The sequence below is a fragment of the Streptomyces sp. Qhu_M48 genome (assembly GCF_051305195.1).
Taxonomy (GTDB): domain Bacteria; phylum Actinomycetota; class Actinomycetes; order Streptomycetales; family Streptomycetaceae; genus Streptomyces.
Genome location: NZ_CP195432.1, coordinates 5,933,112 through 5,959,394, shown reverse-complemented (window position 1 = coordinate 5,959,394; position 26,283 = coordinate 5,933,112). Strand labels below are relative to the sequence as shown.

21 protein-coding genes and 1 riboswitch are annotated in these 26,283 nt (G+C 73.1%); of the genes, 16 read left to right on the top strand and 5 right to left on the bottom strand.

The genetic code is table 11. The features are described 5' to 3' along the window. Positions 1-63: 63 nt before the first annotated feature. Positions 64-2,523, bottom strand: coding sequence for a DNA gyrase/topoisomerase IV subunit A (locus tag ACRRSS_RS26720; RefSeq protein WP_435973647.1), 2,460 nt, complete (start codon positions 2,521-2,523; stop codon positions 64-66). A 181-nt stretch (positions 2,524-2,704) separates the two neighbouring features. On the opposite strand from ACRRSS_RS26720, the gene ACRRSS_RS26715 reads away from it, so the two are divergent. The 4 genes from ACRRSS_RS26715 (at position 2,705) to ACRRSS_RS26700 (ending at position 7,481) form a co-directional block, all read left to right on the top strand. Then, positions 2,705-4,057: a M16 family metallopeptidase gene (locus tag ACRRSS_RS26715; protein WP_435973646.1), complete on the top strand. Its 1,353-nt coding sequence runs from the start codon at positions 2,705-2,707 to the stop codon at positions 4,055-4,057. A gap of 26 nt (positions 4,058-4,083) precedes the next feature. Further along, the gene (locus tag ACRRSS_RS26710) at positions 4,084-5,451 is read left to right on the top strand and encodes a M16 family metallopeptidase (protein ID WP_435975429.1); all 1,368 of its coding nucleotides are present in this window, start codon (positions 4,084-4,086) and stop codon (positions 5,449-5,451) included. A 200-nt stretch (positions 5,452-5,651) separates the two neighbouring features. Continuing rightward, positions 5,652-5,812: riboswitch (cyclic di-AMP (ydaO/yuaA leader) on the top strand. Positions 5,813-5,824: 12 nt separating this feature from the next. Next, the gene (locus ACRRSS_RS26705) at positions 5,825-6,595 is read left to right on the top strand and encodes a M23 family metallopeptidase (protein WP_435973645.1); all 771 of its coding nucleotides are present in this window, start codon (positions 5,825-5,827) and stop codon (positions 6,593-6,595) included. 202 nt (positions 6,596-6,797) lie between these two features. After that, a complete protein-coding gene (locus ACRRSS_RS26700; RefSeq protein WP_351902135.1) occupies positions 6,798-7,481 on the top strand; it encodes a GntR family transcriptional regulator in 684 nt (227 codons plus the stop codon). Positions 7,482-7,658: 177 nt separating this feature from the next. Here ACRRSS_RS26700 and ACRRSS_RS26695 read toward each other — a convergent pair whose 3' ends face one another. Next, positions 7,659-7,940 (bottom strand): HPr family phosphocarrier protein, encoded by a 282-nt coding sequence (locus tag ACRRSS_RS26695; RefSeq protein ID WP_435973644.1) that lies wholly within the window; start codon positions 7,938-7,940, stop codon positions 7,659-7,661. Positions 7,941-8,136: 196 nt separating this feature from the next. Between ACRRSS_RS26695 and ACRRSS_RS26690 the strand changes: the two genes are divergently transcribed. The 6 genes from ACRRSS_RS26690 (at position 8,137) to ACRRSS_RS26665 (ending at position 15,375) form a co-directional block, all read left to right on the top strand. Next, on the top strand, positions 8,137-11,193 hold the full coding sequence (locus ACRRSS_RS26690; protein ID WP_435973643.1) for a GNAT family N-acetyltransferase: 3,057 nt from the start codon (positions 8,137-8,139) through the stop codon (positions 11,191-11,193). Positions 11,194-11,396: 203 nt separating this feature from the next. Beyond that, on the top strand, positions 11,397-11,993 hold the full coding sequence (locus ACRRSS_RS26685; protein ID WP_435973642.1) for a DUF5998 family protein: 597 nt from the start codon (positions 11,397-11,399) through the stop codon (positions 11,991-11,993). Beyond that, positions 11,993-13,198 carry an alkaline phosphatase family protein gene (locus ACRRSS_RS26680; protein WP_435973641.1) on the top strand — a complete coding sequence of 402 codons (1,206 nt, stop codon included), beginning with the start codon at positions 11,993-11,995 and terminating at the stop codon, positions 13,196-13,198. The genes ACRRSS_RS26685 and ACRRSS_RS26680 overlap by 1 nt, the downstream gene beginning before the upstream one ends. A gap of 52 nt (positions 13,199-13,250) precedes the next feature. Next, positions 13,251-13,901 (top strand): thymidine kinase, encoded by a 651-nt coding sequence (locus ACRRSS_RS26675; RefSeq protein WP_435973640.1) that lies wholly within the window; start codon positions 13,251-13,253, stop codon positions 13,899-13,901. Positions 13,902-14,097: 196 nt separating this feature from the next. After that, the gene (locus tag ACRRSS_RS26670; RefSeq protein ID WP_435973639.1) at positions 14,098-14,562 is read left to right on the top strand and encodes a hypothetical protein; all 465 of its coding nucleotides are present in this window, start codon (positions 14,098-14,100) and stop codon (positions 14,560-14,562) included. 177 nt (positions 14,563-14,739) lie between these two features. Then, positions 14,740-15,375, top strand: coding sequence for a hypothetical protein (locus ACRRSS_RS26665; protein WP_435973638.1), 636 nt, complete (start codon positions 14,740-14,742; stop codon positions 15,373-15,375). 101 nt (positions 15,376-15,476) lie between these two features. Here the strand turns inward: ACRRSS_RS26665 and ACRRSS_RS26660 are convergent, their stop codons facing one another. After that, a complete protein-coding gene (locus ACRRSS_RS26660) occupies positions 15,477-18,524 on the bottom strand; it encodes a BTAD domain-containing putative transcriptional regulator (RefSeq protein WP_435973637.1) in 3,048 nt (1,015 codons plus the stop codon). A 193-nt stretch (positions 18,525-18,717) separates the two neighbouring features. Here ACRRSS_RS26660 and ACRRSS_RS26655 point away from each other — a divergent pair, with 193 nt between their 5' ends. Both ACRRSS_RS26655 and ACRRSS_RS26650 read left to right on the top strand, forming a co-directional pair. Then, complete coding sequence (locus tag ACRRSS_RS26655) at positions 18,718-20,088, top strand: helix-turn-helix domain-containing protein (RefSeq protein ID WP_435973636.1); 1,371 nt, start codon at positions 18,718-18,720, stop codon at positions 20,086-20,088. Positions 20,089-20,263: 175 nt separating this feature from the next. Further along, positions 20,264-21,184, top strand: a complete 921-nt coding sequence (locus ACRRSS_RS26650) for an ornithine carbamoyltransferase (protein WP_435973635.1) — start codon at positions 20,264-20,266, stop codon at positions 21,182-21,184. 83 nt (positions 21,185-21,267) lie between these two features. Here the strand turns inward: ACRRSS_RS26650 and ACRRSS_RS26645 are convergent, their stop codons facing one another. Continuing rightward, a complete protein-coding gene (locus ACRRSS_RS26645) occupies positions 21,268-21,480 on the bottom strand; it encodes an MbtH family protein (protein WP_351902156.1) in 213 nt (70 codons plus the stop codon). Between the two features lie 131 nt (positions 21,481-21,611). Beyond that, the gene (locus ACRRSS_RS26640; RefSeq protein ID WP_435973634.1) at positions 21,612-21,881 is read right to left on the bottom strand and encodes a hypothetical protein; all 270 of its coding nucleotides are present in this window, start codon (positions 21,879-21,881) and stop codon (positions 21,612-21,614) included. 246 nt (positions 21,882-22,127) lie between these two features. On the opposite strand from ACRRSS_RS26640, the gene ACRRSS_RS26635 reads away from it, so the two are divergent. From ACRRSS_RS26635 to ACRRSS_RS26620, 4 genes are read left to right on the top strand one after another with little or no spacing between them, the layout of a single operon-like run. After that, on the top strand, positions 22,128-22,643 hold the full coding sequence (locus ACRRSS_RS26635; RefSeq protein ID WP_435973633.1) for a cobalamin B12-binding domain-containing protein: 516 nt from the start codon (positions 22,128-22,130) through the stop codon (positions 22,641-22,643). Beyond that, positions 22,640-23,947: a methylaspartate mutase gene (locus tag ACRRSS_RS26630; protein WP_435973632.1), complete on the top strand. Its 1,308-nt coding sequence runs from the start codon at positions 22,640-22,642 to the stop codon at positions 23,945-23,947. Before ACRRSS_RS26635 ends, ACRRSS_RS26630 begins: the two co-directional genes overlap by 4 nt. After that, complete coding sequence (locus ACRRSS_RS26625; RefSeq protein WP_435973631.1) at positions 23,944-24,966, top strand: asparagine synthetase A; 1,023 nt, start codon at positions 23,944-23,946, stop codon at positions 24,964-24,966. Before ACRRSS_RS26630 ends, ACRRSS_RS26625 begins: the two co-directional genes overlap by 4 nt. Next, positions 24,963-26,258 (top strand): glutamate synthase-related protein, encoded by a 1,296-nt coding sequence (locus ACRRSS_RS26620; RefSeq protein WP_435973630.1) that lies wholly within the window; start codon positions 24,963-24,965, stop codon positions 26,256-26,258. The genes ACRRSS_RS26625 and ACRRSS_RS26620 overlap by 4 nt, the downstream gene beginning before the upstream one ends. The last annotated feature ends 25 nt before the right edge of the window (positions 26,259-26,283 follow it).

Sequence of the window (26,283 nt, the reverse complement as noted above, 5' to 3'; positions counted from 1 at the left end):
GGGCCCCGGCCGGCAGCGCGGCTGCCGGACGAGGTCCCGTCCTGTTCCCGTCGGTCCGGCCGGTCAGGCCGTCGGGCTCGCCACCACGTCCACCGGGTGGGCGAGCGGGGTGCCCGAGCCGTCGCGGCGGGGGTCGATCTCCGGGAGGGACACCGGGGTGCCGGTCTTCTGCGCGGCGCGGGCCGGGGTCGTACCCGCCCAGGCCAGGATCAGGACGTCCTCGCCCTTCAGGAAGCGCTGGCAGCGGACGCCGCCGGTCGCGCGGCCCTTGCGCGGGTACTGGTCGAAGGGGGTCAGCTTCGCCGACGTACCCGCCGAGGAGTCCAGGGTGCCCGTGGAGCCCGCGACGGTGAAGACGACGGCGTCCGCCGCCGGGTCGACCGCCGTGAACGACAGCACCTCGGCGCCCGCCGTGAGCTTGACGCCCGCCATGCCGCCCGCCGGCCGGCCCTGGGGCCGTACCTGCGAGGCCGGGTAGCGCAGGAGCTGGGCGTCGGAGGTGATGAAGACCAGGTCCTCCTCGCCCGTCCGCAGCTCCGTCCCGCCGACGATCCGGTCGCCCTCCTTGAGGGTGATGACCTCCAGCTCGTCCTTGTTCGCCGGGTAGTCCGGGACCACGCGCTTCACCACGCCCTGGAGCGTGCCGAGGGCGAGTCCCGGCGAGGCCTCGTCGAGCGTGGTCAGGCAGACCACCGTCTCGTCGGCCTCCAGGGAGAGGAACTCGGACAGCTGCGCGCCGCCCGCCAGGTTGGGCGCGCTGTGGGTGTCGGGCAGCTGCGGCAGGTCGATCACCGCGAGGCGCAGCAGGCGTCCGGCCGAGGTCACCGCTCCGACGTCGCCGCGCTGGGTGGCCGCCACCGCCGACACGATCACGTCGTGCTTGGTCCGTGCCGCGTCCGGGTCGACGGCGGGCAGTTCCGCCGTCGCCGTGCGGGCCAGCAGGCCGGTGGAGGAGAGCAGCACCCGGCACGGGTCGTCCGCGACCTCCAGGGAGACGGCGGTGACGGGCGCGCCCGCCGATTCGAGCAGGACCGTACGCCGGTCCGTGGCGAACTTCTTGGCGACCGCGGCCAGTTCCGCCGAGACCAGCTTGCGGAGCTCCGCGTCGGAGTCGAGGATCCCGGTCAGCTCGTCGATCTCGCCGTTGAGCCGGTCGCGCTCGCTCTCCAGTTCAAGGCGGTCGAACTTGGTGAGGCGGCGCAGCGGGGTGTCCAGGATGTACTGCGTCTGGATCTCGCTCAGCGAGAAGCGCTCGATCAGGCGCTCCTTGGCCTGCGCCGAGTTATCGCTCTCCCGGATGATCCGGATGACCTCGTCGATGTCGAGCAGCGCGACGAGCAGGCCGTCCACCAGGTGGAGCCGGTCCCGCTTCTTGGTACGGCGGAACTCGGAGCGCCGCCGGACGACCTCGAAGCGGTGGTCGAGGTAGACCTCCAGGAGTTCCTTGAGGCCGAGCGTGAGCGGCTGGCCGTCGACGAGCGCCACGTTGTTGATGCCGAAGGACTCCTCCATCGGCGTCAGCTTGTAGAGCTGCTCCAGGACCGCCTCGGGCACGAAGCCGTTCTTGATCTCGATGACCAGGCGGAGCCCGTGGCTGCGGTCGGTGAGGTCCTTGACGTCGGCGATGCCCTGGAGCTTCTTGGAGCCGACGAGGTCCTTGATCTTGGAGATGACCTTCTCGGGGCCGACCGTGAACGGCAGCTCGGTCACGACGATGCCCTTGCGGCGGGCCGTCACCGTCTCCACGCTCGTCGTGGCGCGGATCTTGAAGGTGCCGCGGCCCGACTCGTACGCGTCCTTGATGCCGGTCAGGCCGACGATCCGGCCGCCGGTCGGCAGGTCGGGGCCGGGCACGAAGCGCATCAGCGTCTCGAGGTCGGCGCCGGGGTGGCGGATCAGGTGACGGGCGGCCGCGATGACCTCGCCGAGGTTGTGCGGGGGCATGTTGGTCGCCATACCGACCGCGATGCCCGACGCGCCGTTGACCAGCAGGTTCGGGTAGGCGGCGGGCAGGGCCACCGGCTCCCGCTCCTGGCCGTCGTAGTTCGGCGTGAAGTCGACCGTGTCCTCGTCGATGGAGTCGGTCATGAGCAGGGCGGCCGGGGCCATCCGCGACTCGGTGTACCGCATCGCGGCCGGCGGGTCGTCGTTGCCGAGGGAACCGAAGTTGCCGTGGCCGTCGACGAGGGGGAGGCGCATGGAGAACGGCTGCGCCATGCGGACCATCGCGTCGTAGATCGACGCGTCGCCGTGCGGGTGGAGCTTGCCCATCACCTCGCCGACGACGCGGGCGCACTTGACGAAGCCGCGGTCGGGGCGGAGCCCCATCTCGCCCATCTGGTAGACGATGCGGCGCTGGACCGGCTTCATGCCGTCGCGGGCGTCCGGCAGGGCGCGCGAGTAGATCACCGAGTACGCGTACTCGAGGAAGGAGCCCTGCATCTCGTCGACGACGTCGATGTCGAGGATTCGCTCCTCGAACGCGTCGTCCGGCGGCGGTGTCTTCGTGCTGCGGCGGGCCATCGCGGCTGCGGCTCCTTCACCAACATGGTTGATCTGACGCGGACCATTGTGGACCGTGCCACCGACAACGCCGACCGCGACCCGGACGAGGGACATCTCGAGGGGGCGGGAACTTCGCCAGGTGTCGGCGCGCTTGCATACAGTGGCAGGACCTTTTCACATCGCGATCGAAGGGACGTACATGCCCATGGGTCACACGGCCACGGCCGAGGCCGGCTCCGGCGGCCTGACAGCGACCGAGCACCGGTTGGCGAACGGCCTGCGTGTGGTGCTCTCGGAGGACCACCTGACCCCGGTCGCCGCGGTCTGCCTCTGGTACGACGTCGGCTCGCGTCACGAGGTCCCGGGCCGCACGGGCCTCGCCCACCTCTTCGAGCACCTGATGTTCCAGGGCTCGAAGCAGGTCCACGGGAACGGGCACTTCGAGCTGGTGCAGGGCGCGGGAGGCTCGCTCAACGGCACGACGAGCTTCGAGCGCACCAACTACTTCGAGACCATGCCCACGCACCAGCTGGAGCTCGCGCTCTGGCTGGAGGCCGACCGCATGGGCTCGCTGCTCGCCGCCCTGGACGACGAGTCCATGGAGAACCAGCGGGACGTCGTCAAGAACGAGCGCCGCCAGCGCTACGACAACGTGCCGTACGGCACGGCCTTCGAGAAGCTGACCGCCCTCGCCTACCCGGAGGGCCACCCGTACCACCACACGCCGATCGGCTCCATGGCCGACCTGGACGCGGCCACCCTGGAGGACGCGCGGAACTTCTTCCGCACGTACTACGCCCCGAACAACGCGGTGCTGTCCGTCGTCGGCGACATCGACCCGGAGGAGACCCTCGCCTGGGTCGAGAAGTACTTCGGCTCCATCCCCGGCCACGACGGCAAGCCCGCGCCGCGCTCCGGCGAGCTGCCCGAGGTGATCGGCGAGCAGCTGCGCGAGGTCGTCGAGGAGGAGGTCCCGGCCCGCGCGCTGATGGCCGCCTACCGGCTGCCGCACGACGGCACGCGTGCGTGCGACGCCGCCGACCTGGCCCTGACGGTCCTCGGCGGCGGCGAGTCCTCCCGGCTCCACAACCGGCTGGTCCGCCGCGACCGCACGGCCGTCGCCGCCGGCTTCGGCCTGCTGCGGCTCGCCGGCGCGCCCTCGCTCGGCTGGCTGGACGTCAAGACGTCCGGAGGCGTCGAGGTCCCTCAGATCGAGGCGGCCGTGGACGAGGAGCTCGCCCGGTTCGCCGCCGAGGGCCCCACGGACGAGGAGATGGAGCGCGCGCAGGCCCAGTTGGAGCGCGAGTGGCTCGACCGGCTCGGCACCGTCGCCGGCCGGGCGGACGAACTGTGCCGGTACGCCGTGCTGTTCGGCGACCCGCAGCTCGCCCTCACCGCCGTCGACCGGGTCCTGGCCGTCACCGCCGAGGAGGTGCGGGCCGCCGCCGCGGCCGCGCTGCGCCCCGACAACCGCGCGGTCCTGGTCTACGAGCCCCTGGCGACCGAGCGGGGCGACAACGGCGACGACGACGAAGAGGGAGCGGACCAGTGACCGACGCTGCCGCGTCTTTGACGAGCATGGACTTCCACCCGCAGCCGGAGCCGGGCGCCGCCCGGCCGTGGGCCTTCCCGGCCCCCGACCGCGGAGCCCTGGACAACGGCCTGACGCTGCTGACCAGCCACCGGCCCGGCCAGCAGGTCGTGGCCGTGGAGATCTTCCTGCCGGCCCCGCTGGACGCCGAGCCCGCCGGTCTCGACGGGGTCGCCACCATCATGGCCCGCGCGCTCTCCGAGGGCACGGACCAGCGCAGCGCCGAGGAGTTCGCGGCCGAGTTGGAGCGCTGCGGCGCCACGCTCGACGCGCACGCCGACCACCCGGGCGTACGGGTCTCCCTGGAGGTTCCGGTCTCCCGGCTGCCCAAGGCGCTCGGGCTGCTCTCCGAGGCCCTGATCGCGCCGGCGTTCCTCGACACCGAGATCGAGCGCCTGGTCCGCAACCGTCTGGACGAGATCCCGCACGAGACGGCCAACCCGGGCCGCCGCGCCGCCAAGCAGCTCTCCAAGGAGCTTTTCCCGGCGGAGTCCCGGATGTCCCGGCCGCGCCAGGGCACCGAGGAGACCGTCGCGGCGATCGACGCGGCCTCGGTCCGTGCCTTCTTCGAGGCGTACGTCCGGCCCGCCACGGCCACCGCCGTGGTCGTGGGCGACCTGACCGGCGTCGACCTGGACAAGGTCCTCGCGGAGACACTGGGCGCCTGGACGGGCGAGCCGGGCGAGCCGCTCCCCATGCCGCCGATCACCGCCGACGACACCGGACGGGTCGTCATCGTGGACCGTCCCGGCGCCGTCCAGACCCAGTTGCTGATCGGCCGGATCGGCTCGGACCGGCACGCCTCGGTCTGGCCGGCCCAGGTCCTGGGGACGTACTGCCTCGGCGGCACCCTCACCTCGCGGCTCGACCGGGTCCTGCGCGAGGAGAAGGGCTACACGTACGGCGTGCGGGCGTTCGGGCAGGTGCTCCGCTCCGACGCCGGGGGGAACGGCGCCTCGATGCTCGCCATCAGCGGTTCCGTGGACACCCCCAACACCGGTCCGGCCCTCGACGACCTGTGGAAGGTGCTGCGGACGCTCGCCGCGGAGGGCCTCACGGACGCCGAGCGCGAGACGGCCGTGCAGAACCTGGTGGGCGTCGCGCCGCTCAAGTACGAGACGGCGGCCTCCGTCGCCGGGACGCTCGCCGACCAGGTCGAGCAGCACCTCCCGGACGACTACCAGGCCCAGTTGTACGCGCGCCTGGCCGAGACCGGCACGGTCGAGGCGACCGCGGCCGTGGTCAGCGCGTTCCCGGTGGACCGGCTCGTCACCGTGCTCGTGGGTGACGCGGCGCAGATCGCGGAGCCGGTGCGGGCGCTCGGCATCGGTGAAGTGACCGTCGTGACGGGCTGATTCCGGCCTCTGACACGACAACGGAGGACCCCGGCGGCCTAGTTCGTCGGGGTCCTCCCTTTTGTCCGTATTGGGGGTGACGGTGATCGTTTGCCCTGTGGCATGTCTTACAAAAAGCCGGTCTGGTTGGTGATTGAAAGACGATCCGCATAGCGTCGGGCCGTCTGTTCGTCAGTTGCACGTGCCGCACCCGCGGCATCGGACAGACATCGCCGAGTCCCCGTCAGGCGCGAGCCTGGGGAGCCGGGGACCCACGTCCCTGGGGTGAATCGGGCGCCTTCGTCTCGTACGGAGGAGCTCGTAGGAGACCTTCCTGCTCCGAACCCGTCAGCTAACCCGGTAGGCGAGAGGGAAGGAAAGGATCAGCCCCTACATGGCGTTCACCCGTGCCACCGGGAAGCATCGTGGTCCGAGCCGGATGGCGCGCCGCAGCGTGGGCTTCGCCGGCGCCGCGACGCTGGCCACCACCGGCGTCATCGGAACCCTCGCCTCCCCGGCGCTCGCCGCCGACACGGAGCCCCGCTCCGCCGAGGACACCGGGCTCACCAAGGTGATCACCGAGGACTCCCTCGTCGACCGGCTCAACGCCCAGGCCGCCGCCCAGGAGCGGGAGGCCTTCGAGGCCGCCGCCAAGGCGAAGGCCCAGGCCGAGGCGGAGCGCAAGGCCGAGGCCCGCGCCAAGGAGATCCGGGCGGAGAAGGAGCGTGCCGCCCGTGAGGCCGAGCGCCGCCGCCTCGCCTCCTTCCAGCTCCCCGTCGCCGGCACGTACGTCTCCACCGGCTACCAGACCGGCGGCTCCCTCTGGTCCTCCGGCAGCCACTCCGGCATCGACTTCCACGCCGCCTACGGCAGCAGCGTCGTCTCCGTCGGTTCCGGCACCGTCGTCGAGGCCGGCTGGGGCGGCGCGTACGGCAACAACATCGTCATCCGGATGAACGACGGCACGTTCACCCAGTACGGTCACCTCGCCTCCGTCGGGGTCCACGTCGGCCAGACCGTCGAGCCCGGCCAGCGGATCGGCGTCTCCGGCTCCACCGGCAACTCGACCGGCCCGCACCTCCACTTCGAGGCGCGGTCGACCGCCGAGTACGGCTCCGACATCAACCCGGTCGCCTACCTCCGGGCGCGCGGCGTCGACGTCTGACCCGAGACCACCCGGCGCGGCGGGACCACCGCGCGTCGCAAAAGCCCCGGCTCGTACTGAGCCGGGGCTTTTCGTCGGTCAAAAGGCGGCCATATTCCGCTGGGGCATCGGAAATTCCGGCGAGCTGCAATAGAGTCGCAGATCGGGCGCAGAACAGGCGCCGCTCGAATTGACTCGCGCAGACCCAAGGCGGAGGTCGGACATGCGCATTCCCGCGCACTCGGTATGCACGGCGATCCGGGACGACATCGTCTCCGGCGTCTTCGAGCGGGGCAGCCGGCTGACCGAGGAACAGCTGGCCCGCCGGTACGGGGTGTCCCGCGTCCCGGTCCGGGAGGCCCTGCGCACCCTGGAGTCCGAGGGCTTCGTCGTCACCCGCCGCCACGCGGGCGCGCACGTCGCCGAGCCCACCGACCAGGAGGCGGCCGATCTGCTCGACATGCGGGCGCTGCTCGAACCGCTGGGGGCCGCCCGCGCCGCCCAGCGCCGCACGGAGGCCCACCTCAAGGTGTTGCGCGGCCTGGTCAGGCTCGGTCAGGAGCGGGCCAGGCGCGGCCAGGGCGAGGATCTGCGCTCCCTCGGCGGCTGGTTCCACGAGACGCTCGCACAGGCCTCCGGCAGCCCGGCCCTGACGGCGCTGCTGACCCAGCTGCGGCACAAGATCGCCTGGACGTACGCGGTCGAGCAGCCCGCCCATCCGGTGGAGGCCTGGGCCGAGCACGGCGCGATCGTGGACGCCGTGGCGCGCGGCGACGCCGAGCGGGCGCGGTCCCTGACGGCGCTGCACGCGGAGCGCTCGTACCCGCTGCACCGCCTCAAAAGGCCGGAGCGCGGCCGTGTGAGGGTTTCGCAACACGCAGTCAACACGGCGAGTGCCCGGAATTAACGCGCACACCGTATACAAAGAATAGGAATTCTTCGGGATTTCGCGTGCCGTGATCCGGTGTCGTCTCCGGCTGCCCGAAAGTCGCCTCGTGCTGCCCGGAGAGGAATAGCGAAAGGCCGTGACCACCGGAATTCCGGCGGGCACGGCCTTTCGTCCTACGGGGTGGGGCGACCCGGGTCAGACGGTCTCGGGGAGCTCGTTCAGGCCCTCGGCGACCAGCTTCGCCAGACGGTCCAGAGCGGCCTCGGCGCCGTCGGCCTCCGAGGCGAGGACGATCTCCTCGCCGCCCTGCGCGCCCAGGCCGAGCACCGCGAGCATGGAGGCGGCGTTCACCGGGGTGCCGTCGGACTTGGCGATCGTCACCGGAACGCCGGAAGCCGTGGCGGCACGGACGAAGATGGACGCGGGGCGGGCGTGGAGGCCCTCGGCCCAGCCGACGTTGACGCGGCGCTCAGCCATGGTGTTGCCCTTCAAGTCTTCAGGGGTTGTCTAGACCAGTCTCTCACGGGATGCTCCGTGCTCGCGCCGACCTTCGGCCCGGATCGGACCGCCTTTCGGCCCGCTCCCACCGCGCACGGCGTTGCCCCTACCTTGCACGGCGCGCACCCGCCGCGCGACCGGTGCCACTGTCGTGTCGCGGTCGTAGGCTGACCCCATGCAGAGCGCGTCGGAGCAGTCGCAAGCGGCGGAACCACCGGCACGACCGGCGCGTCCGGGGCCACCGGACCACGACTACCCCGACCACTGGGAAGCGGACGTGGTCCTGCGGGACGGCGGCACCGCGCGCATCAGGCCCATCACCGCCGACGACGCCGACCGGCTCGTCAGCTTCTACGAGCAGGTCTCGGACGAGTCGAAGTACTACCGCTTCTTCGCGCCCTATCCGCGTCTCTCGGCCAAGGACGTCCACCGCTTCACCCACCACGACTTCGTGGACCGGGTCGGACTCGCGGCGACCGTCGGCGGCGAGTTCATCGCCACCGTGCGCTACGACCGCATCAACGACCGCGGCCTGCCCGCCTCCGCCCCGGCGGACGAGGCCGAGGTCGCCTTCCTCGTCCAGGACGCCCATCAGGGCCGCGGAGTCGCCTCCGCGCTGCTCGAACACATCGCGGCGGTCGCGCGCGAGCGGGACATCCGGCGCTTTGCCGCGGAGGTCCTCCCCGCCAACACCAAGATGATCAAGGTCTTCACCGACGCGGGCTACACCCAGAAGCGCAGCTTCGAGGACGGCTCCGTACGGCTCCACCTCGACCTCGAACCCACCGACCGCTCCCTCGCCGTCCAGCGCGCCCGGGAACAGCGGGCCGAGGCCCGCTCCGTGCAGCGCCTCCTCACCCCCCGGTCCGTCGCCGTCGTCGGTGCCGGCCGCGCCCCCGGCGGCGTCGGCCGGACCGTGCTGCGCAACCTCATCGGGGCCGGCTTCGCCGGACGCGTGTACGCGGTCAACGCCGCGCTCTCCGACGGCGACGGCGCCACCGAGTTCGACGGAGTCCCCGCCCACCCCTCCGTCGGTGCCATCGGCGAGCCCGTCGACCTCGCGGTCGTCGCCGTCCCCGCCGAACGGGTGCCGGAGGCCGTCGCCGACTGCGGCGAGCACGGTGTGCGGGGCCTCGTCGTCCTCTCCGCCGGATACGCCGAGAGCGGGGCCGCCGGCCGCGAGCGCCAGCGCCAGCTCGTCCGGCAGGCCCGCTCGTACGGCATGCGGATCATCGGGCCCAACGCCTTCGGCATCATCAACACCTCCGCCGACGTGCGGCTCAACGCCTCCCTCGCCCCGCAGATGCCCGCCGCCGGGCGGATCGGGCTCTTCACCCAGTCCGGCGCCATCGGCATCGCCCTCCTCGCCGGACTCCACCGGCGGGGCGCCGGCCTCTCCTCCTTCATCTCGGCCGGCAACCGCGCCGACGTCTCCGGCAACGACTTCCTCCAGCACTGGTACGACGACCCCGGGACCGACGTCGTCCTGCTCTACCTGGAGTCGATCGGCAACCCCCGCAAGTTCACCCGGCTCGCCCGCCGCACCGCCGCCGTCAAGCCGGTCGTCGTCGTCAAGGGCGCGCGCCACAGCGGCAGCGCCCCGCCCGGCCACCGGGTGCCGGTCACCCGCATCCCGCACGCCACGGTCTCCGCACTGCTGCGCCAGGCCGGCGTCATCCGCGTCGACACCGTCACCGAACTCGTCGACGCCGGACTGCTCCTCGCCGCCCAGCCGCTGCCCGCCGGGCCCCGCGTCGCGATCCTCGGCAACTCCGAGTCCCTCGGCCTCCTCACCTACGACGCCTGCCTGACCGAGGGGCTGCGGCCGCTGCGGCCGCTCGACCTGACGACGGCGGCGGAACCGGCCGACTTCCGGGAGGCCCTCGCGGCGGCGCTCGCCGACGAGACCTCCGACGCGGTCGTGGTGACCGCCATCCCCTGGGTCGGCGAGAACGGCGCGACCGAGTTCGGCGACGGGGAGGTCCTCGCGGCCGCCCTCCGCGAGGCCGTCGCCTCCGCCGCCGTCCCGACGAAGCCGGTCGTCGTCGTCCACGTCGAGATGGGCGGCCTCGCCGAGGCCCTCGCGGTCGCCACGAGCACCCGCCCCGCGGCGCCGGGGCGGAGCGCCACCACCTCGGGCCCCCGGCAGGCCGGTCCCCCGGCGGAGGCCGGGCCCACCGCGCCGGAGCCCGGTCGGGACGGGTCCGGTTCCGGCCCCGCCGCGGCCGGTCCCGGTCCGGTGGCGTCCGCTCCGGTGGCGTCCGGTCCGGCCCCCGCGGTGTCCGGCCCTGGCCCGGTGGTGTCCGGTCCGGACCCGGTGACGTCCGGCGCCACCCCTCCTGACCGGTCCGCCCCGCCCGCCGCCATTCCCTCCTACCCCGCCGCCGAGCGGGCCGTGCGGGCGCTGGCCGAGGCCGTACGGTACGGGCAGTGGCGGCGGCAGGCCGCCGATCCCGGGCGGGTGCCCGAATTCGAGGACATCGACGAGGCCGGGGCCGCCGCCCTCATCGAGCGGGTCCTCGGCGCCGCCGAGGCCGACCCCCGGGGCGTGACCCTCGGCACCGAGCAGGCGGGGGAACTGCTCGGGCGGTACGGCATCGCCGTCCTGCCGACCCTGCCCGCCCCCACCCCCGACGCGGCTGTCGCCGCCGCCGGCCGGCTCGGCTACCCCGTCGCCCTCAAGACGACCGCTCCCCACCTCCGCCACCGCCCCGACCTCGGGGGCGTCCGCCTGGACCTGGCGACCGAGGAACAGCTCCGCACGGCCTACGCCGAGCTGACCGAGGTCCTCGGCAAGCCCGAGGAGATCCAGCCTGTCGTCCAGGCGATGGTGCCCCGGGGCGTCGACACCGTCGTCCGCTCCGCGATCGACCCGGCCGTCGGCGCCGTCCTCTCCTTCGGGCTCTCGGGCGCCGCCTCCGAGCTGCTCGGCGACACGGCCCACCGGCTGGTCCCCGCGACCGACCGGGACGTCTCCGAACTCGTCCGCTCGCTCCGCACCGCCCCGCTGCTCTTCGGCTGGCGCGGCTCCGCCCCCGTCGACACCCCGGCCCTCGAAGAGGTACTGCTCCGGGTCTCCCGCCTCGTCGACGACCACCCCGAGGTGGTCGCCGTCTCCCTGGAGCCGGTGGTGGTCGCGCCGCGCGGGCTCTCCGTCCTCGGCGCCACCGTCCGGCTGGCCCCGCCGGCGCCCCGCACCGACCTGGGCCCGCGCAGCCTGCCGAGCTACTGAGGTGAGGGGCCCGGGCAGCCTGCCGAGTCACGTGAGGGGCCCGGGCCGGCAACCTGCCGAGCTACGTGAGGGGACCGGGCCGGGGCCGGCGGGCTCCTCTCCGTCCGGATCGAGTCAGATGTCACAGCCCCGGCCGTCGCGAACCGCCCGACCGGGTTCACAATCGGCCAAGCCGTCCTTGCATACGGATTAGGATGGAGTCCATGGCGAAGACCGGTACGACGACCCAGGGGCTGCGCACGGCGATCGAGCGCAGCGGCTACTACCCGGCCCTCGTGGCCGAGGCGGTGGAGGCCGCCGTCGGCGGTGAGGCCGTCGCGTCGTACGTGGTCCACCAGGAGACCACCTTCGACGCGAACGAGGTCCGGCGGCACGTGACCGTCCTCGTCCTGACGCCGCACCGCTTCATCGTCAGCCACACCGACGAGCAGGCCGCCGACACCAGCTCGCCGACCCCGTACGCCACGACGTCCACCGAGTCCGTGAAGCTCGACCGGATCTCGTCGGTCGTCGTCAGCCGCGTGGTCGCCAACCCGGAGTCGTACACGCCGGGCACCCTGCCCCGCGAGGTGGTCCTCACCATCGGCTGGGGCGCCGTCTCCCGCATCGACCTGGAGCCCGCCGCCTGCGGCGACGCCAACTGCGACGCCGACCACGGCTACACGGGCAACGCCACCGCCGACGACCTCAGCCTGCGGGTGAGCGAGGCCGGGGACGGCCCGGACACCGTCCGGCAGACCCTCGTCTTCGCCCAGGCCCTCTCCGAAGCCATCGCGGCCACCGCCGCGCCCACCCGCTGATGGTCCAGCCCACCGCCGTGACCCACGGCTGGCCCGACGATCCGGTCCCGCTCGCCCCCGGGACCGCGCCGGTCCCCGAGTACACCTTCGGCTCCCTCGGCGACGTGCTGCCCACGCTGGTCGCCGGACAGGGCGTGCCCGGGTTCGCGCCGCGGATCGCCGAACTCTCCCCGGCCGACCGGAACTGCGTCTTCCTGATCGACGGTCTCGGCTGGGAGCAGATCAAGGCCCACCCGGACGAGGCCCCCTATCTGACCTCGCTCCTCGGCACCTCGCGGGGCGGCACCGGCCGCCCCGTCACCGCCGGCTTCCCCGCCACCACGGCCACCTCGCTGGCCTCCGTCGGCACCGGCCGCTACCCCGGCACGCACGGGCTGCCCGGCTACACCGTGCGCGACCCCGACACCGGCGAGCTGATGAACCAGCTCCGCTGGAAGCCGTGGACCGCGCCGCACGTCTGGCAGCCGTACCCCACCGTCTTCCAGCTCGCGCACGAGGCCGGGGTCCACACCGCCCAGGTCTCCTCCCCGATCTTCGAGCAGACCCCGCTCACCAAGGTCGCGCTCAGCGGCGGCACGTTCCACGGCCGGCTCTCCGGCGAGGAGCGCATGGACTTCGCCGCCGAGCAGCTCGCCGCGGGCGACCGCTCGCTGGTCTACACGTACTACAGCGAACTCGACGGCGCCGGACACCGCTTCGGCATCGACTCCGACGCCTGGCGCGGCCAGCTGATGTTCGTCGACCGGCTCGTGCAGCGGCTCGCGGAGCAGCTGCCGCCCCGCTCGGCCCTGTACGTCACGGCCGACCACGGCATGGTCGACATCCCCTTCGACGAGCAGCACCGCATCGACTTCGACGAGGACTGGGAGCTGCGCGCGGGCGTCGCCCTCCTCGGTGGCGAGGGGCGCGCCCGGCACGTCTACGCCGTGCCCGGCGCCGCGACGGACGTCCTCACCTGCTGGCGCGAGGTGATCGGCGAGCAGTTCTGGGTCGCGAGCCGCGACGAGGCCATCTCGCTCGGCTGGTTCGGCGAGGAGATCGACGACCGCGTCCACGGCCGGATCGGCGACGTCGTCGCCGCGGCCCACGACGACGTGGCGATCACCGCCTCCGTCAACGAGCCCCACGAGTCCGCGATGGTCGGCATGCACGGGTCCATGACCCCCGCGGAGCAGCTCGTCCCGCTGCTCGAAGTCCGCTCCTGACCCTCCCCGGACACCCCACCCCTCCCACGACCCGAAAGGTCCCCGACCCGTCATGCCCGAGCTGGTCTTCTTCTCCGGAACCATGGACTGCGGGAAGAGCACCCTGGCGCTCCAGATCGCTCACAACCGCGACGCGCGGGGGTTGCAGGGCGTGATCTTCACCCGTGACGACCGGGCGGGCGAGGGCAAGCTGTCCTCCCGGCTCGGCCTGGTCACGGAGGCGGTCGAGGCCCCTCGGGACATGGACGTGTACGGGTACCTCGTCGCCCAGCTCTCCCAGGGCGGCAAGGCCGACTACGTGATCGTGGACGAGGCGCAGTTCCTCGACCCGGAGCAGATCGACCAGCTCGCGCGGATCGTCGACGACCTCGGTCTCGACGTCTTCGCCTTCGGTATCACCACCGACTTCCGCACCAAGCTCTTCCCCGGCTCGCAGCGGCTGATCGAACTGGCCGACCGCATCGAGCAGCTGCAGGTCGAGGCGCTCTGCTGGTGCGGGGCGCGGGCCACGCACAACGCCCGTACGGTCGGCGGCGAGATGGTCGTCGAGGGCGAGCAGGTCGTCGTCGGCGACGTGAACCGCCCGGCCGAGGAGATCGGCTACGAGGTGCTCTGCCGCCGTCACCACCGCCGCCGGATGACCTCGGGCTCGGCCCACGCGGGCGCCCTCTCCCCGGACGTCCTGCCGGTCAACGGCGACTGACGTCCCCCGGCCCTTCCGCCGACGTCCCCCGGCCTTCCGCCGACTTCCCTCGACCCTTCCGCCGACTTCCCTCGACCCTTCCGCCGACTCCCCCGACCCCTCTTCCGGACTGCCCGCGGGCGGGACCGGAGCGGGAGGGGAACGGTATCGGGTGGCTCGACCCTGACGGAGTAGTTCTCTGCAGGAGGAGTCACTGATGAAGCATCCCCCGGACCGGATCGACGTGGCCGAGGGGCTACGCCACATCCTTCAGGAGCTGTCCGCCATCGAGCGGTCGGTCGAGGGAGAGCCGGCGGACCGGCCGGATCCTCGCACGGAGGCCGAGGAGTCCTGGGAAGGGCCCGAGTTCCGTGTCGAGACCGTGAGCGACAACAGCATGCACACCGTCGTGGACATCAGCGTGTGGCGCGGGCCCGGCGAGCCGGCGCCCGACCGCGCCGCGGCCGACGGGGGCGCGCCCGACGAGGACGAGGTCGCGGCGCTGCGCGCCACGGTGCGCGCGCTGCTCGATCTGGCGGACGTCGGGTCCGGGCGGGTGTCCACCACCGTGGTCCTCACCGCGCGGGGTCCCCGGGTGGTGAGTTGCCGACTCGGCGGCGGCGCGACCGTGTTCGCCCGCGAGCCCCGGCCTCGTTCCCGTCCTTGTCCCGGGGCGGGGTGAGCGCCCTCCACCCTGCCGTGCAGTGGGTCCCACCCGGGCTGACCAGGCGTTCCCGGGTGCGTTCCCGTGCCCTGCCGCCAGGCGGTATCGGCTCGGGAACGGTCCGGGAACGGGTCGCCGGAGAGTACGTGGTGTCGGGAAGCAGGACCGGAGAAAACCACGCAAAGGGGATAGGCCATGGGACGCAAGTCGACCGGACTCGTCGGGATCGTCGCCGCCGCCCTCGCCTTCGGTATCGGGGCCACGGTCGAGGCGGGGAACTCGCAGAGCCAGCCGGTCGGGGTGCACGTCCAGGCCGAGGACCAGGGTCCGACGGTGATCGGTAAGGGTGGGGTCGTCCGGGCCGGTGTGGTCGAGGACCAGGGTCCGACGGTGATCGGTAAGGGTGGGGTCGTCCGGGCCGGTGTGGTCGAGGACCAGGGTCCGACGGTGATCGGTAAGGGTGGGGTCGTCCGGGCCGGTGTGGTCGAGGACCAGGGTCCGACGGTGATCGGTAAGGGTGGGGTCGTCCGGGCCGGTGTGGTCGAGGACCAGGGTCCGACGGTGATCGGCAAGGGTGGGGTCGTCCGGATCGCCGCCACCGACGACCAGGGTCCGACCGTGATCGGGACGAACGGGGTCGCCACCGACGACCAGGGTCCGACCGTCATCGGCGGGAACGGCGTCGTCCCGGCCGCCGCCACCGACGACCAGGGTCCGACCGTCATCGGCGGGAACGGCGTCGTCCCGGCCGCCGCCACCGACGACCAGGGTCCCACCGTCCCCGGGGCCGGCTCGGGCTCCGCCGGTGGCCCGGCCCTCCTCGCCGTCTGATTCCCACCACGTGACACGTCACCGTGCCCCGCACCGGTCCTCCGAGACAGGTGCGGGGCACCGGTCCGTCCGGCACCCGCCGCACCACCGGGCGCGCGGGGTCAGGTGCGTCGGCGTTCCGCCGGGACGCCCATCTCGCCGAACAGTTCCTCGGCGGAGCGCTCGTTGCGGGTCGCCTCCTCCGCGAGGCCGAGGGCGGCCTGGGCGCGGGCCATGCCGGACAGGGCGTAGGCCATCTCGATGCGGAAGTCGAGCGAGTGCGCCACCTCGTGAGCGCGCTCGTGCAGACCGAGGGCCGCCGCGTACTCCTTGCGTTTGTACAAGTAGCGGCCGACGGTGTTCTCGACCTTGGCCCGGCGGAGTGGAGAAACGTTTGGCCCGATCGTTTCGATGGCGCTGTCCGCGTATCGCACGGCCTGCTCGTCGCTGCCGAGGCGCTGGGTGACCTCCGCGAGGAGGGCCAGGGCCAGCGCCACCTGCCCCGGGTCGCTGTTCTCGGTGCACAGCTCGCGGGCCCGCGCGAGACACGAGCCGGCGGCCTCGTTGTCGCCGAGGCAGGCGTGGGCGAAGGCCAGGTCCGTGAAGGCGACCAACTTGTTCTCGTGCTGGCCCAGTTCGTCGCAGAGCGCGATCGCCCGACGGGCCGCCGAAGCGGCCTCCTCGTGCCGCCCCCACTGCTCGTACAGGGTGCTGAGCAGGGTGAGGCTCTCCGCCTCGGCCCGGCTCGCGCCGAGCTGCCGCTGGTGCGCGATCGACTTCTCCAGATGGGACAGCGCCTGCGGGAACCGGCCGAGCAGACTGTTCAGCTGGCCGAGGGCGCTCTCGCTGTGGGCCAGCGTCTGGATGTCGCCGAGGCGTTCGGCGACGTCACGGCCCTCCGTGGCGACCTCGATGCCCTCGGCGAAGCGGCCCAGCTTCCAGCAGGCGACGCCCAGGTTGGAGAGGCTGATGCCGAGCAGCGGCAGTTCGCCCAGCCGACGCGCGGCGGCCACCGCCAGGAGGCCCATCGAGCGGAACTCCTCCAACTGACCGCGCGCGCTGAGCTGGAAGGCCAGATTGCGCGAGAGGAACACCGTATGGCGGTCGTGTCCGTGCCGGTCGGCCAGGCAGACCGCCCCAAGCAGGGAGCCCTGTTCCCGCGCGAACCACCGCTCGGCCTGCCCGCTGTCCGTGAGCCGCGGGATCCGGGTGCCCCACGCGTCCGCCTCCTCGACCTCCGCCACCCCGGTGGGGATGCGGCGCCGGCCCGGGAACATCACCAGGCACGCCGACTCCGTCGACGCCAGGTAGTAGTCGAGCAGCCTGCGCGTCGAAGCGGAGTCGTCGTCCTCCGTCGCGGCCGACCTCAGACTCTGGGCGAAGCTCCGCACCAGATCGTGGAAGGTGTACAGGCCGATGTCGGGCTGCTGCAACAGGTGGACGTCCAGCAGGAGTTCGAGGATGTCCTCGGCCTCGGTCGGGTCGGTCTCCAGGAGGGCGGCGGCCGCGTAGACGTCGAGGTCGCCGCGGGGGTGCAGCGCCAGGCTGCGAAACGCGGTCCGGCACTCCTGGGGCAGGGCCTGATACGACAGGCGCAGGGTCGCGGCGACACTCCGCTGCCCCGAGCTGAGCTCGTCCAGCCTGCGCGTCTCGTCGCGCAGCCGGTCGGCCAGGTAACGCAGCGTCCAGCGGGGCCGGTTGCGCAGCCGGGCGGTGGCGATCCGCAGCGCCAGGGGCAGATGGCCGCAGAGCCGGGCCAGCTCGGCCGCCGCCTCCGGCTCCGCCGCGTACCGCTGTTCGCCCAGCGTCTCCGCGATCAGCGCCGCGCACTCCGGCGGCGACATCACGTCGATCGAGATCCACTGCGCCGAGTCCAGGTCGAGCAGCCGGGCCCTGCTGGTGATCAGCACCAGGCAGCCGGGCGAGGTCGGAAGGAGCGGCCTGATGTCGTCGGCCTCGACCGCGTTGTCGAGGAGGAGCAGCAGGCGCTTCCCCAGGACGGTCGCCCGCCACAGCGCCGTACGCCCCGGGACGTCCTCCGGGATGCGCGCGCCCGGCACGCCCATGGCGCGTAAGAGACCGTCGAGTGCTTCGCCGGCGGCCACCGGCTGCTCGCCCGGCGTGTAGCCGCGCAGGTCGATGTAGAGCTGCCCGTCGGGAAACTCGCCCGCCAGGGTGTGCGCCGCGTGCACCGCGAGGGAGGTCTTCCCGCTGCCGCCCATGCCGTCCAGGGCCACGATCCGGGAATGGCGCGCGTAGTCCCGCCCCGCCGAGTCGAGCAGCTCCTGCAGTTCGTCCTCGCGGCCGGTGAAATCCGTCAGGTCGTACGGCAGGGTGCACGGGACCTCGGCGGCCACGGCGACCGGGGCGGGCGGCGGGGCCGCGACCGGCGGGGGAAGGGGAGTGGCCAGTTCCGGGCTGTCGCGCAGGATCCCCTCGTACACCTTGGTGAGGCGCGGGCCCGGGTCGACGCCGAGCTCCTCCACGAGGAGTTCGCGGACCCGGCCGTACTCCTCCAGCGCCTCCGCCTGCCGCCCCGAGCGGTACAGGGCGAGCATCAACTGGGCCCGCAGCGACTCGTGCAAGGGGTGCGCCTGCACCAGGTCCCGCAGGTCCACGACGAGTTCGGCGGTCTCGCCCAGGCTGAGGCGCAGCTCGAAGAGCTGCTCGGCGGCGGCGAGCCGGCGCTCCTCGAACGCGGCGGCCACCGCCTCGATCACCGGGCCGCCCGCTCCCGACAGGATCGGGCCGCGCCACAGGCCGAGCGCCCGGCGGAGCGCCTCCACCGCGTCGGCCGTACGCCCCTCGCCCGGCGCGTCCCTCGCCTCGCGCACGAGGGTGCCGAACTCGGTGAGGTCCAACTGTCCGGGACTCAGGACCACCCGGTAACCGGGGCCGTCGGTGACGATGACCGCGCTGCCGTCGGGGATGCGCCGCCGCAGGTCCGCGACCGCCTTGCGGACCTGGTGGGAGGCGGTGGCGGGCGGGTCCTCCGCCCAGGCCGACTCCACGAGACGGGCGATCGTCAGAACCCGTCCGGGCTCCAGGAGAAGAGTGCCGAGGACGCGTTCCTGGATCAGTCCCCCCAGTCGCAGCCGGGAGCCGTCGGCCCAGCCCTCAAGGGGGCCCAGCACGTTGAAACGCAGCGATCGCCCTTCGGCAGCGGTCATCGCCGTGAGCACCCCCCCAGGTCACCTGTCCACGCCCCACCCGCCGGTGCATGCGGATCCTAGCCCGTTCCCGTGACCCTCGGGAACGAGGCGGTACGGGATCGGTAAGCGCCGACGCCACCTTGGGAACCACGAGGCCGACTTCCTCGCGGCCCTCGACAGTGAGGACCCCCATGCAGCAAGGAGACTGGTCATGACCGAGGCATCTCCGGACGGGCTCGCCGAACAGCTGAGGTCCGCGCGGCAGTGGGCCGGCATCACCCAGGAACAGCTGGCCGGCCTCTCGACCGTCAGCGTGCGGGCCATCCGGGACCTGGAGCAGGGGAGGGTGCGGCACCCGCGCCGGGAGACGCTCCGGCTGCTCGCCGGCGCCATGCGGCTGAGCGACGCCCGCCGCGCCGCCCTGGAGCTGGCCGTCGAGGGAGCGGAGGCCGGCACGGTGATGCGCGAGACGTACGGCGCGGAGCTGGCACCGCCGCCGCAGCCGCTGCGCAGGCTGGTCGGCCGCACCGAGGAACTGCGGTCCCTGACCGCGCTGCTCGCCACCGAGCACGAGCGGCTGCTCAGCGTCGTGGGCCTGGTCGGCGTCGGCAAGACCCGACTGGCCCAGGAGGCCGCGCTGCTCCTGCACGGCCGCGACCGGACCCCGGTCCTCTGGGTCGACATGAACGAGGCCGCGCCGTCGCCGACGTCCGGGCCCGCCGTGTCCCGCAGCCCGCGGTCCGCCCTGACGGGCTGGGCCCGCTCCCTCGCCCTCGGCGGCCGGGGCCTGGACGAACTCGCCTCCGTCATACGCGGCCGGGCCACCCTCCTCGTCCTCGACGGCCATGACGCCGCCCCCCACATCGCACCCCCGCTCCTGGAACTGCTGCACGCCTGCGAACGCCTCAAGGTGCTGATCACCACGCGGGAGCCGCACCGCACCCCGGGCAACCGGATGCTGCCGCTCGGCCCGCTGCCCGTACCCGAGCCGGAGCCGTCGCACGGCACGGGAACGCCCCTGCCGGGGGAGTCCCTGACCGCCGGGCAGCCCGCCGTCGAACTGATGCTGTCGTACGTCGGTCACATGCGCCCCGACCTGATGCCCGGCGACTCCCTGGTGCGCACGGTGGCGTGCCTGAGCCGGGCCCTCGACGGCGTGCCCCGGGCGATGGAGGCGGCCGCCTCCTGGCTGCTGCTGCGCTCACCCGCCGAGCTGCTGAGGATCGCCCGGGCCACCCCGCTGGACGTCGTGGACGACGTGACCGCGGGCGACACGGGCGGCGAGGGGTTCGCCGCGCTCCTCGCGGCGGCCGTGCGCCGCCTCGACGACGCTCCGGCGGCGCTCCTCGGCGACCTGAGCATGCTCCCCGACGGCTGGAGCGCCGACCAGGCCGCCGCCGGACTGTCCCGACCCCCGGCCGCCGTGGTCCGCGACGTGCACGCGCTGATGCTGCGCGGGCTCGTGCGACGGCTGCCCGGCGAGGAGGACGGCGCCCCGCGCTTCGGGGTGCTCAACCTGGTGCGGCAGCACGCCGCCGAACGCTCCGCCGCGCTCGTCCCCGCCTCGGCCCTCGTCTCCTGAGCCCACCGCCGAACGCACGGACCCGAGGAGCGCCGGAACCTTCCTGGACCTTCCTGACCTGCCCGGCACCTCGCCGAGCCCTTCCCGACCCGCCGAGACCTCCTGAGTCCCCCTCGCCCCACCCCGCCCCACCCCACCCCGCTCTCCCGATCCTTCGCAGAAAGGCCCGTCCGCCATGCGCAACCTGATCTCGCTCGCCGACCTCACGCCCGAGCAGCTCGCCCGCATCGTCGCCCGCGCCGTCGAGTTCGGCGCCGGCGCCGAAGCCAGGCCGCTGGCGGGGCGCCAGGTCGGCATCTACTTCCGCAAGTCGTCCACCCGGACCCGTACCTCCTTCTGGAGCGGGGCCACCCGGCTGGGCGCCGACGTCATCACGTTCGGCCCCGACGAACTCCAGCTGACCACCGGGGAGACGGTGGAGGACACCAGCCGGGTCCTCGGCCAGTACCTCGACGCGCTCGTCGTACGGACCAACGGCGACGTGGAGGAGATGCGCCGCCTCGGCGGCAGCCCCGACCTCGCCGTGGTCAACGCCCTCAGCCTGGACGAGCACCCGACCCAGGCGATCGCCGACCTCGCCACGCTCGCCGAGCGGTTCGGGGAGCTCGCCGGACGGCATGTGCTCGTCGTCGGCGAGGGCAACAGCTCCGGCGCGGCCCTCGCGCTGGCCGGCGCGCTCACCCCCGGACTGCGGATCACCCTGCTGAGCCCCGAGGGGTACGAGGTGCCCAAGAGCACCCTCGACCTCGTCGACGAACTCGGCGGCGGGGGACACCTGGTGCGCCGGATCACCGACCCGGCCGCGGTCGAGGGCCCCGTCGACGCGGTCTACACGAGCCGCTGGCAGACCATGGGCGTACCGAAGGCCGACCCGGACTGGCTGACGGCCTTCGAGGGCTTCGCCGTCGACCGGGAGTTCTTCGAGCGGTACAGCGGACCGGACACCGTCTTCCTGCACGACCTGCCCGCCGTCCGCGGCCAGGAGGTCAGCGACGACGTCCTCGACGGGGAGCGCAGCCTCGCCTGGCGGCAGGCCCACCACAAGATGACCGCGGCGATGGCGGTCCTGGAATGGTGCGTGACCGGCCAGGAGTGACGACACGGCAGAGGGGCGGCGTCGGCACCGGCTCGTGAGAGCCCGTACCGACGCCGCCCCTCTGCCGTGCGCCCGGCCGGCGGTCAGCCGCCCATCGCGGCGACGACCGAACGGGGACGCAGGTCCGTCCAGTGGGTCTCGACGTACTCGGCGCACTCCTGCTTGCTGCCCTCCTCGCGGACCAGCCGCCAGCCCTCCGGGCGGCGGACCCGGGCGGGCCACAGCGAGTGCTGGCCCTCGTCGTTGGCCAGGACGACGAAACGGCCGTCGGCGTCGTCGAACGGATTGGTTGCCATGGCTTCACCTCTGTGGGGTCCGTGGAACGGGGATCCGGTGCCGCACCGGTACCCCGACGCTACGAGAGCGGGTGCGCCGGTTCGGGCAGCCCGGGCGGCAGTTCGGCGGCAGCACCTCGCGCCGCGTCTCCTCACACCAGGACGCGCGACACGTCGTTCGCGCGCGTGACGGCGATGCCGGTGGCGACCGCCGCGGCCCGCACCGAACCGAGCGCCTCGCGCAGCAGTTCCGTACGCAGCCCGGGCTGGTCCGCCAGCTCGGGCCGGTCCGCGTCGATCAGCTGCACCGCCGCTTCCAGCACCGCGAACTTCGCCTCGCCCAGGGGCTCGTGGCGATCGGCATCCGACATGACGTCACGCAGGGCCGCGGCCAACTCGGCGGCGGGGGCGATCTGGGACATGGGTCCACTCCTCAGGGTCTCCGGGACGCGTGCCCGCGCTGTCCGAACGGGCCGGCGCGGCGGCGGAGTCCGACTGTAGGACGGGCCGGGAACGCGGCGGCGGCACGCACCGGCAACTGCCGCCCGGTTGCCGCTCCGGGCGCCGGTCGGCGGGATCCGGCCTTCCTACGATCGATGCCGAAGGGACGTTCCGAGCCATCCAGGACCTCCTTCTCCCACTTGTCATCCCACGATGTGGACGAAGTGATGATGCAGACTGCGGAAGTGGCGTCCCGGCAGCGATCCGGGCCGCTGGACGTCGTTGTCACCGGACTGCCGTCCGATGCGCACACCTGGAATCTCGTATTCATTCAACTGCTGATCGAAGACCTGGGACATCACGTCATCAACCTGGGCCCGTGCGTCCCCCAGGACGAGATCGTGGAGTCCTGCGGCAAGTACCAGCCCGACCTGCTCGTGGTCAGCACCGTCAACGGCCACGGATTCCAGGACGCCGAGCAGCTGATCCAGACGATCCGCTCGCGGTGGGAGCTGGCGGGCCTGCCCGCCGTCATCGGCGGCAAGCTGGGCGTCCTCGGCGCCGAACAGCGGGCCGGACACGGCCGCCGGCTCCGTGAGGCGGGCTTCGACGCGGTGTTCCAGGACGACCCGGAGCAGGACCAGGACGCGGACCTCGGCGCCTTCGAGGCGTTCGTCGCCCGGCTGGCCGCCGACCGCGCCCCGGCCCCGGCCGCCACCCCGCTCGAAGGGGTGGCAGGGTGACGTCCTTCGGACGGTTCGTCGCCGACGCCCACGCCCGGGGCGCCCTCGTGGTCCAGCCCCGCATGGGCTTCTCCCAGCCCGCCCGGATGCGGGCCGGTCTCGCGGCCACCAAGGCCGCGACGGACGCCGTCGCCGGCACCCTCACCATCGACAGCTACACCCGGGTCTGCGACGAGCCCTCGGCCGTCCGCGCCCTCGGCAACGGCATCCCCCTCAACGGCTACCCCATCACCTCCTACAGCCCGGGCACCTCGCACTGGGTCCTGGACGGCCTCGCGGACGACAGCTTCCCCGTCCAGGTCCGGCACGGCTCGGCACGACCCCAGAGGATCGTCGCCGCGCTCGCCCGGCTCGGCCTCACCGCGACCGAGGGCGGCCCCGTCTCGTACTGCCTGCCCTACGGCCGCACCCCGCTGGAGGACTCCGTCCGCAACTGGCAGGAGACCTGCGAGCAGCTGGCCGCCCTGCGCGCCGACGGGGCGGAACCGCACCTGGAGAGCTTCGGCGGCTGCATGCTCGGCCAACTCTGCCCGCCGGGACTGCTCGTGGCGATCAGCGCCCTGGAAGGCGTGTTCTTCCACCGCGCAGGCCTGCGCTCCGTCTCGCTCAGCTACGCCCAGCAGACCAACCCCGAGCAGGACCGGCAGGCGCTGCGCGCCCTGCGCCGGCTCGCGGCGGAACTCCTGCCGGACACCGACTGGCACGTCGTCGTCTACACCTACATGGGGGTGTACCCGAGGACCACACGCGGCGCCCACGCCCTCCTGGCGGACTCGGCCGAACTCGCGGTCCGGGCCGGCGGGCAGCGGCTCATCGTGAAGACCGCCGCCGAGGCCCACCGCATCCCGACCGTCGCCGAGAACGTCCGGGCCCTGCGCATCGCGACGGAGGCGGCCCGCCGGGCGGCCGCGACCGCGGGCGCCGAGGAGACGGACGACGCGACAGGAAACCCCGTCTACGCCGAGGCCCGCGCCCTCGTGGACGCCGTGCTCGACCTCCACACCGACCTCGGCAGCGCGCTCCTGAAGGCCTTCGAGCGCGGCTACCTGGACGTCCCCTACTGCCTGCACCCCGACAACGCCGGCCGCTCCCGCAGCCACATCGACGCGGCGGGCCGGCTGACCTGGTCGAACATCGGGGCCATGCCCATCGGGCGGGTCGCCGGACGCAGCGGCGCCCGGCTCACCGCGACCGGACTGCACGACGCGCTGACCTTCGTACAACGCCGATACGACCACCTCGACACCCGCACCGAGGACGTCGACAGCACCCCCGTCGACGCCCCTCTCCTCCAGGAGGTATGACCATGACCGTCACCATCGCCGAGGCCGTGGACGAGACGCTCCTGCCGTTCCCGTCCTCGCCCGACGCGCATCTGACCGATCCGCTCACCCGGGCCACCCTGCGGGTCCAGAGCCACATGCTCGCCGCGACCCGCGCCTTCCTGACCGGCCGCGGCTTCCAGGAGCTGCTTCCGCCCATCATCGGCCCGGTCACCGACCCGGGCATCCGGGGCTCCAAGCAGGTGGACGTCGACTTCTACGGCCACAAGTACAAGATGATGACGAGCGCGATCCTCTACAAGCAGGCCTCGCTGCTCGCCTTCGACAAGATCTTCTACATCGCCCCCAACGTCCGGCTCGAACCCCTCGAAACGGCCGTCACCCACCGCCACCTCGCCGAGTTCCACCAGATCGACGTGGAGATCCGCGACGCCCGCCGCGAGGACGCGATGGACCTCGCCGAACAGCTCGTCAGCCATGTGGTCGCCGAGGTCGTGACCGGCCTGCCGGCCGATCTGGAGCTCCTCGGCCGGGACGCCGACGCGCTGCGCGCCGTACTCGACGGCGCCTTCGGCCGCGTCGGCCACCGGGAGACCACCGCCGAGCTGATCGGCCTCGGCCACCCCCAGGACCCGGCCGCCGAGATCGACTGGCAGGCCGAGGAGATCGTCTCCGCCCGGGCCGAGCGCCCCTTCTTCATCACCGACTACCCCAAGGGCTCGCGCGGCTTCTACGACAAGGAGAACGCCGAACAGCCCGGCGTGCTGCGGAACTTCGACCTCATCGCCCCCGAGGGGTACGGCGAGCTGGCCAGCGGCAGCGAGCGGGAGCACGACTACGCCACCCTCGTCACCCGCATGCGGGAGACCGGTGAGAACCCCGCCAAGTACGGCTGGTACCTGGACCTGGCCCGCCGCGGCATCCCCGCGAGCTCCGGCTTCGGCATCGGCCTGGAGCGCTTCACCCGCTACGTCACCGGACGACAGGCCGCCTGGCAGGCCAGCGCCTACCCGAAGCTCCCCGGGGTGGTGTCGGCGTGAGCACCGCACTCGTCGCCGACGGCTTCCCCGAGGAGCAGGTCCGGCTGCGCGCCCGGCACGGCGCCGGAGCGGTCTTCCCCGCCGAGGCGGGCTACGGAAGCGGCCTCCTCGGCGCCCTCCCCGGCCCGTCCCGGGAGCGGGCCGGACACGACCCGGACGACGTCCTGGAGCGCATCAGGATCGTGCCGCCCGTCTTCATGCCCGAGCGCCTGAAGAAGCTCATCGACCTCGCCCGCGAACCCCTCTACAGCGACGTCGAACTCTCCACCGTCATCGGCGGGTTCACCAGCCGTCTGCCGCTGTACGTGTCGGCCTTCGGGTCCACCCAGGTCGCCAGCCACGACCTCGGCGAGGCCGCGGGACGACAGGCCGGAGCGCTCGGCATCCCCCTCGTCATCGGCGAGAACGTCGTCCCCGTCAACGGCTACCGCAGCGCCGGAGACTCCGGCGCCTCCCCGCTGCTCGGCCGGATCGCCGCGTACGCCGGGGCCGCCGACGGCGAACACGGCGGCGTCGTCGTCCAGCAGTCCACCGAGGACGCCGACGCCGAGGTGTGGAACCTCGTCTACAGCGACCCGGTCACCGAACCCCTGCTCGCCACCGGCCGCCTCGCCTTCGAGCTCAAGGTCGGCCAGGGAGCCAAGCCCGGCCTCGGCGGGCTCACCCTGCTCAGCCGCGAGGCCTCGGCGCGGATCGCCGAACAGTACGCCCTCGACGAGGTGTTCGGCGCCGACGGCGACCGGGTGCTCCGGGTCGCCAGCCCCGGCACCTTCACGGAGGAGATCCTGCGCCAGCAGATCCGCCTCATGCGCAACAACTTCCCCCGCGCCAGGGTGTGGGTGAAGCTCCACCCCGGCCGGGACGTGGCCCACGCCGCGGCCACCGCCTGGGCGGCCGGCGCGGACTCCGTGACCGTCGACGGCGCGGAGGGCGGCACCGCCTGGGCCCCCACCGGCTTCCTCACCCACGTCGGACTGCCCCTCGCCGACTGCCTGCGCCGCGTCGGACCCACCGACCACTGCCTCCTCGCCAGCGGACGCATGTGGGAGGGGACCCGCGCCGTCAAGGCCCTCGCGCTCGGCGCCCGCGCCGTCGGCCTCGGCCGCGCCGCCCTGCTCGCCGTCGACGAGGACCGCGAGGCCGGCCTGACCCGGCTCGTCGAGGCCCTCGCCCTCGAACTGCGGATGCTGACCAGCGCGGTCGGCAAGTACCACGTGAACGGCCTCGCCCCGGAGGACCTCCTCCTGCCGGACCGGTGGGAGCGGCCCCCGGCCGCCTCCGGCGCCGCCTAGCCCGCCTCAGCACCACCTACGCGAT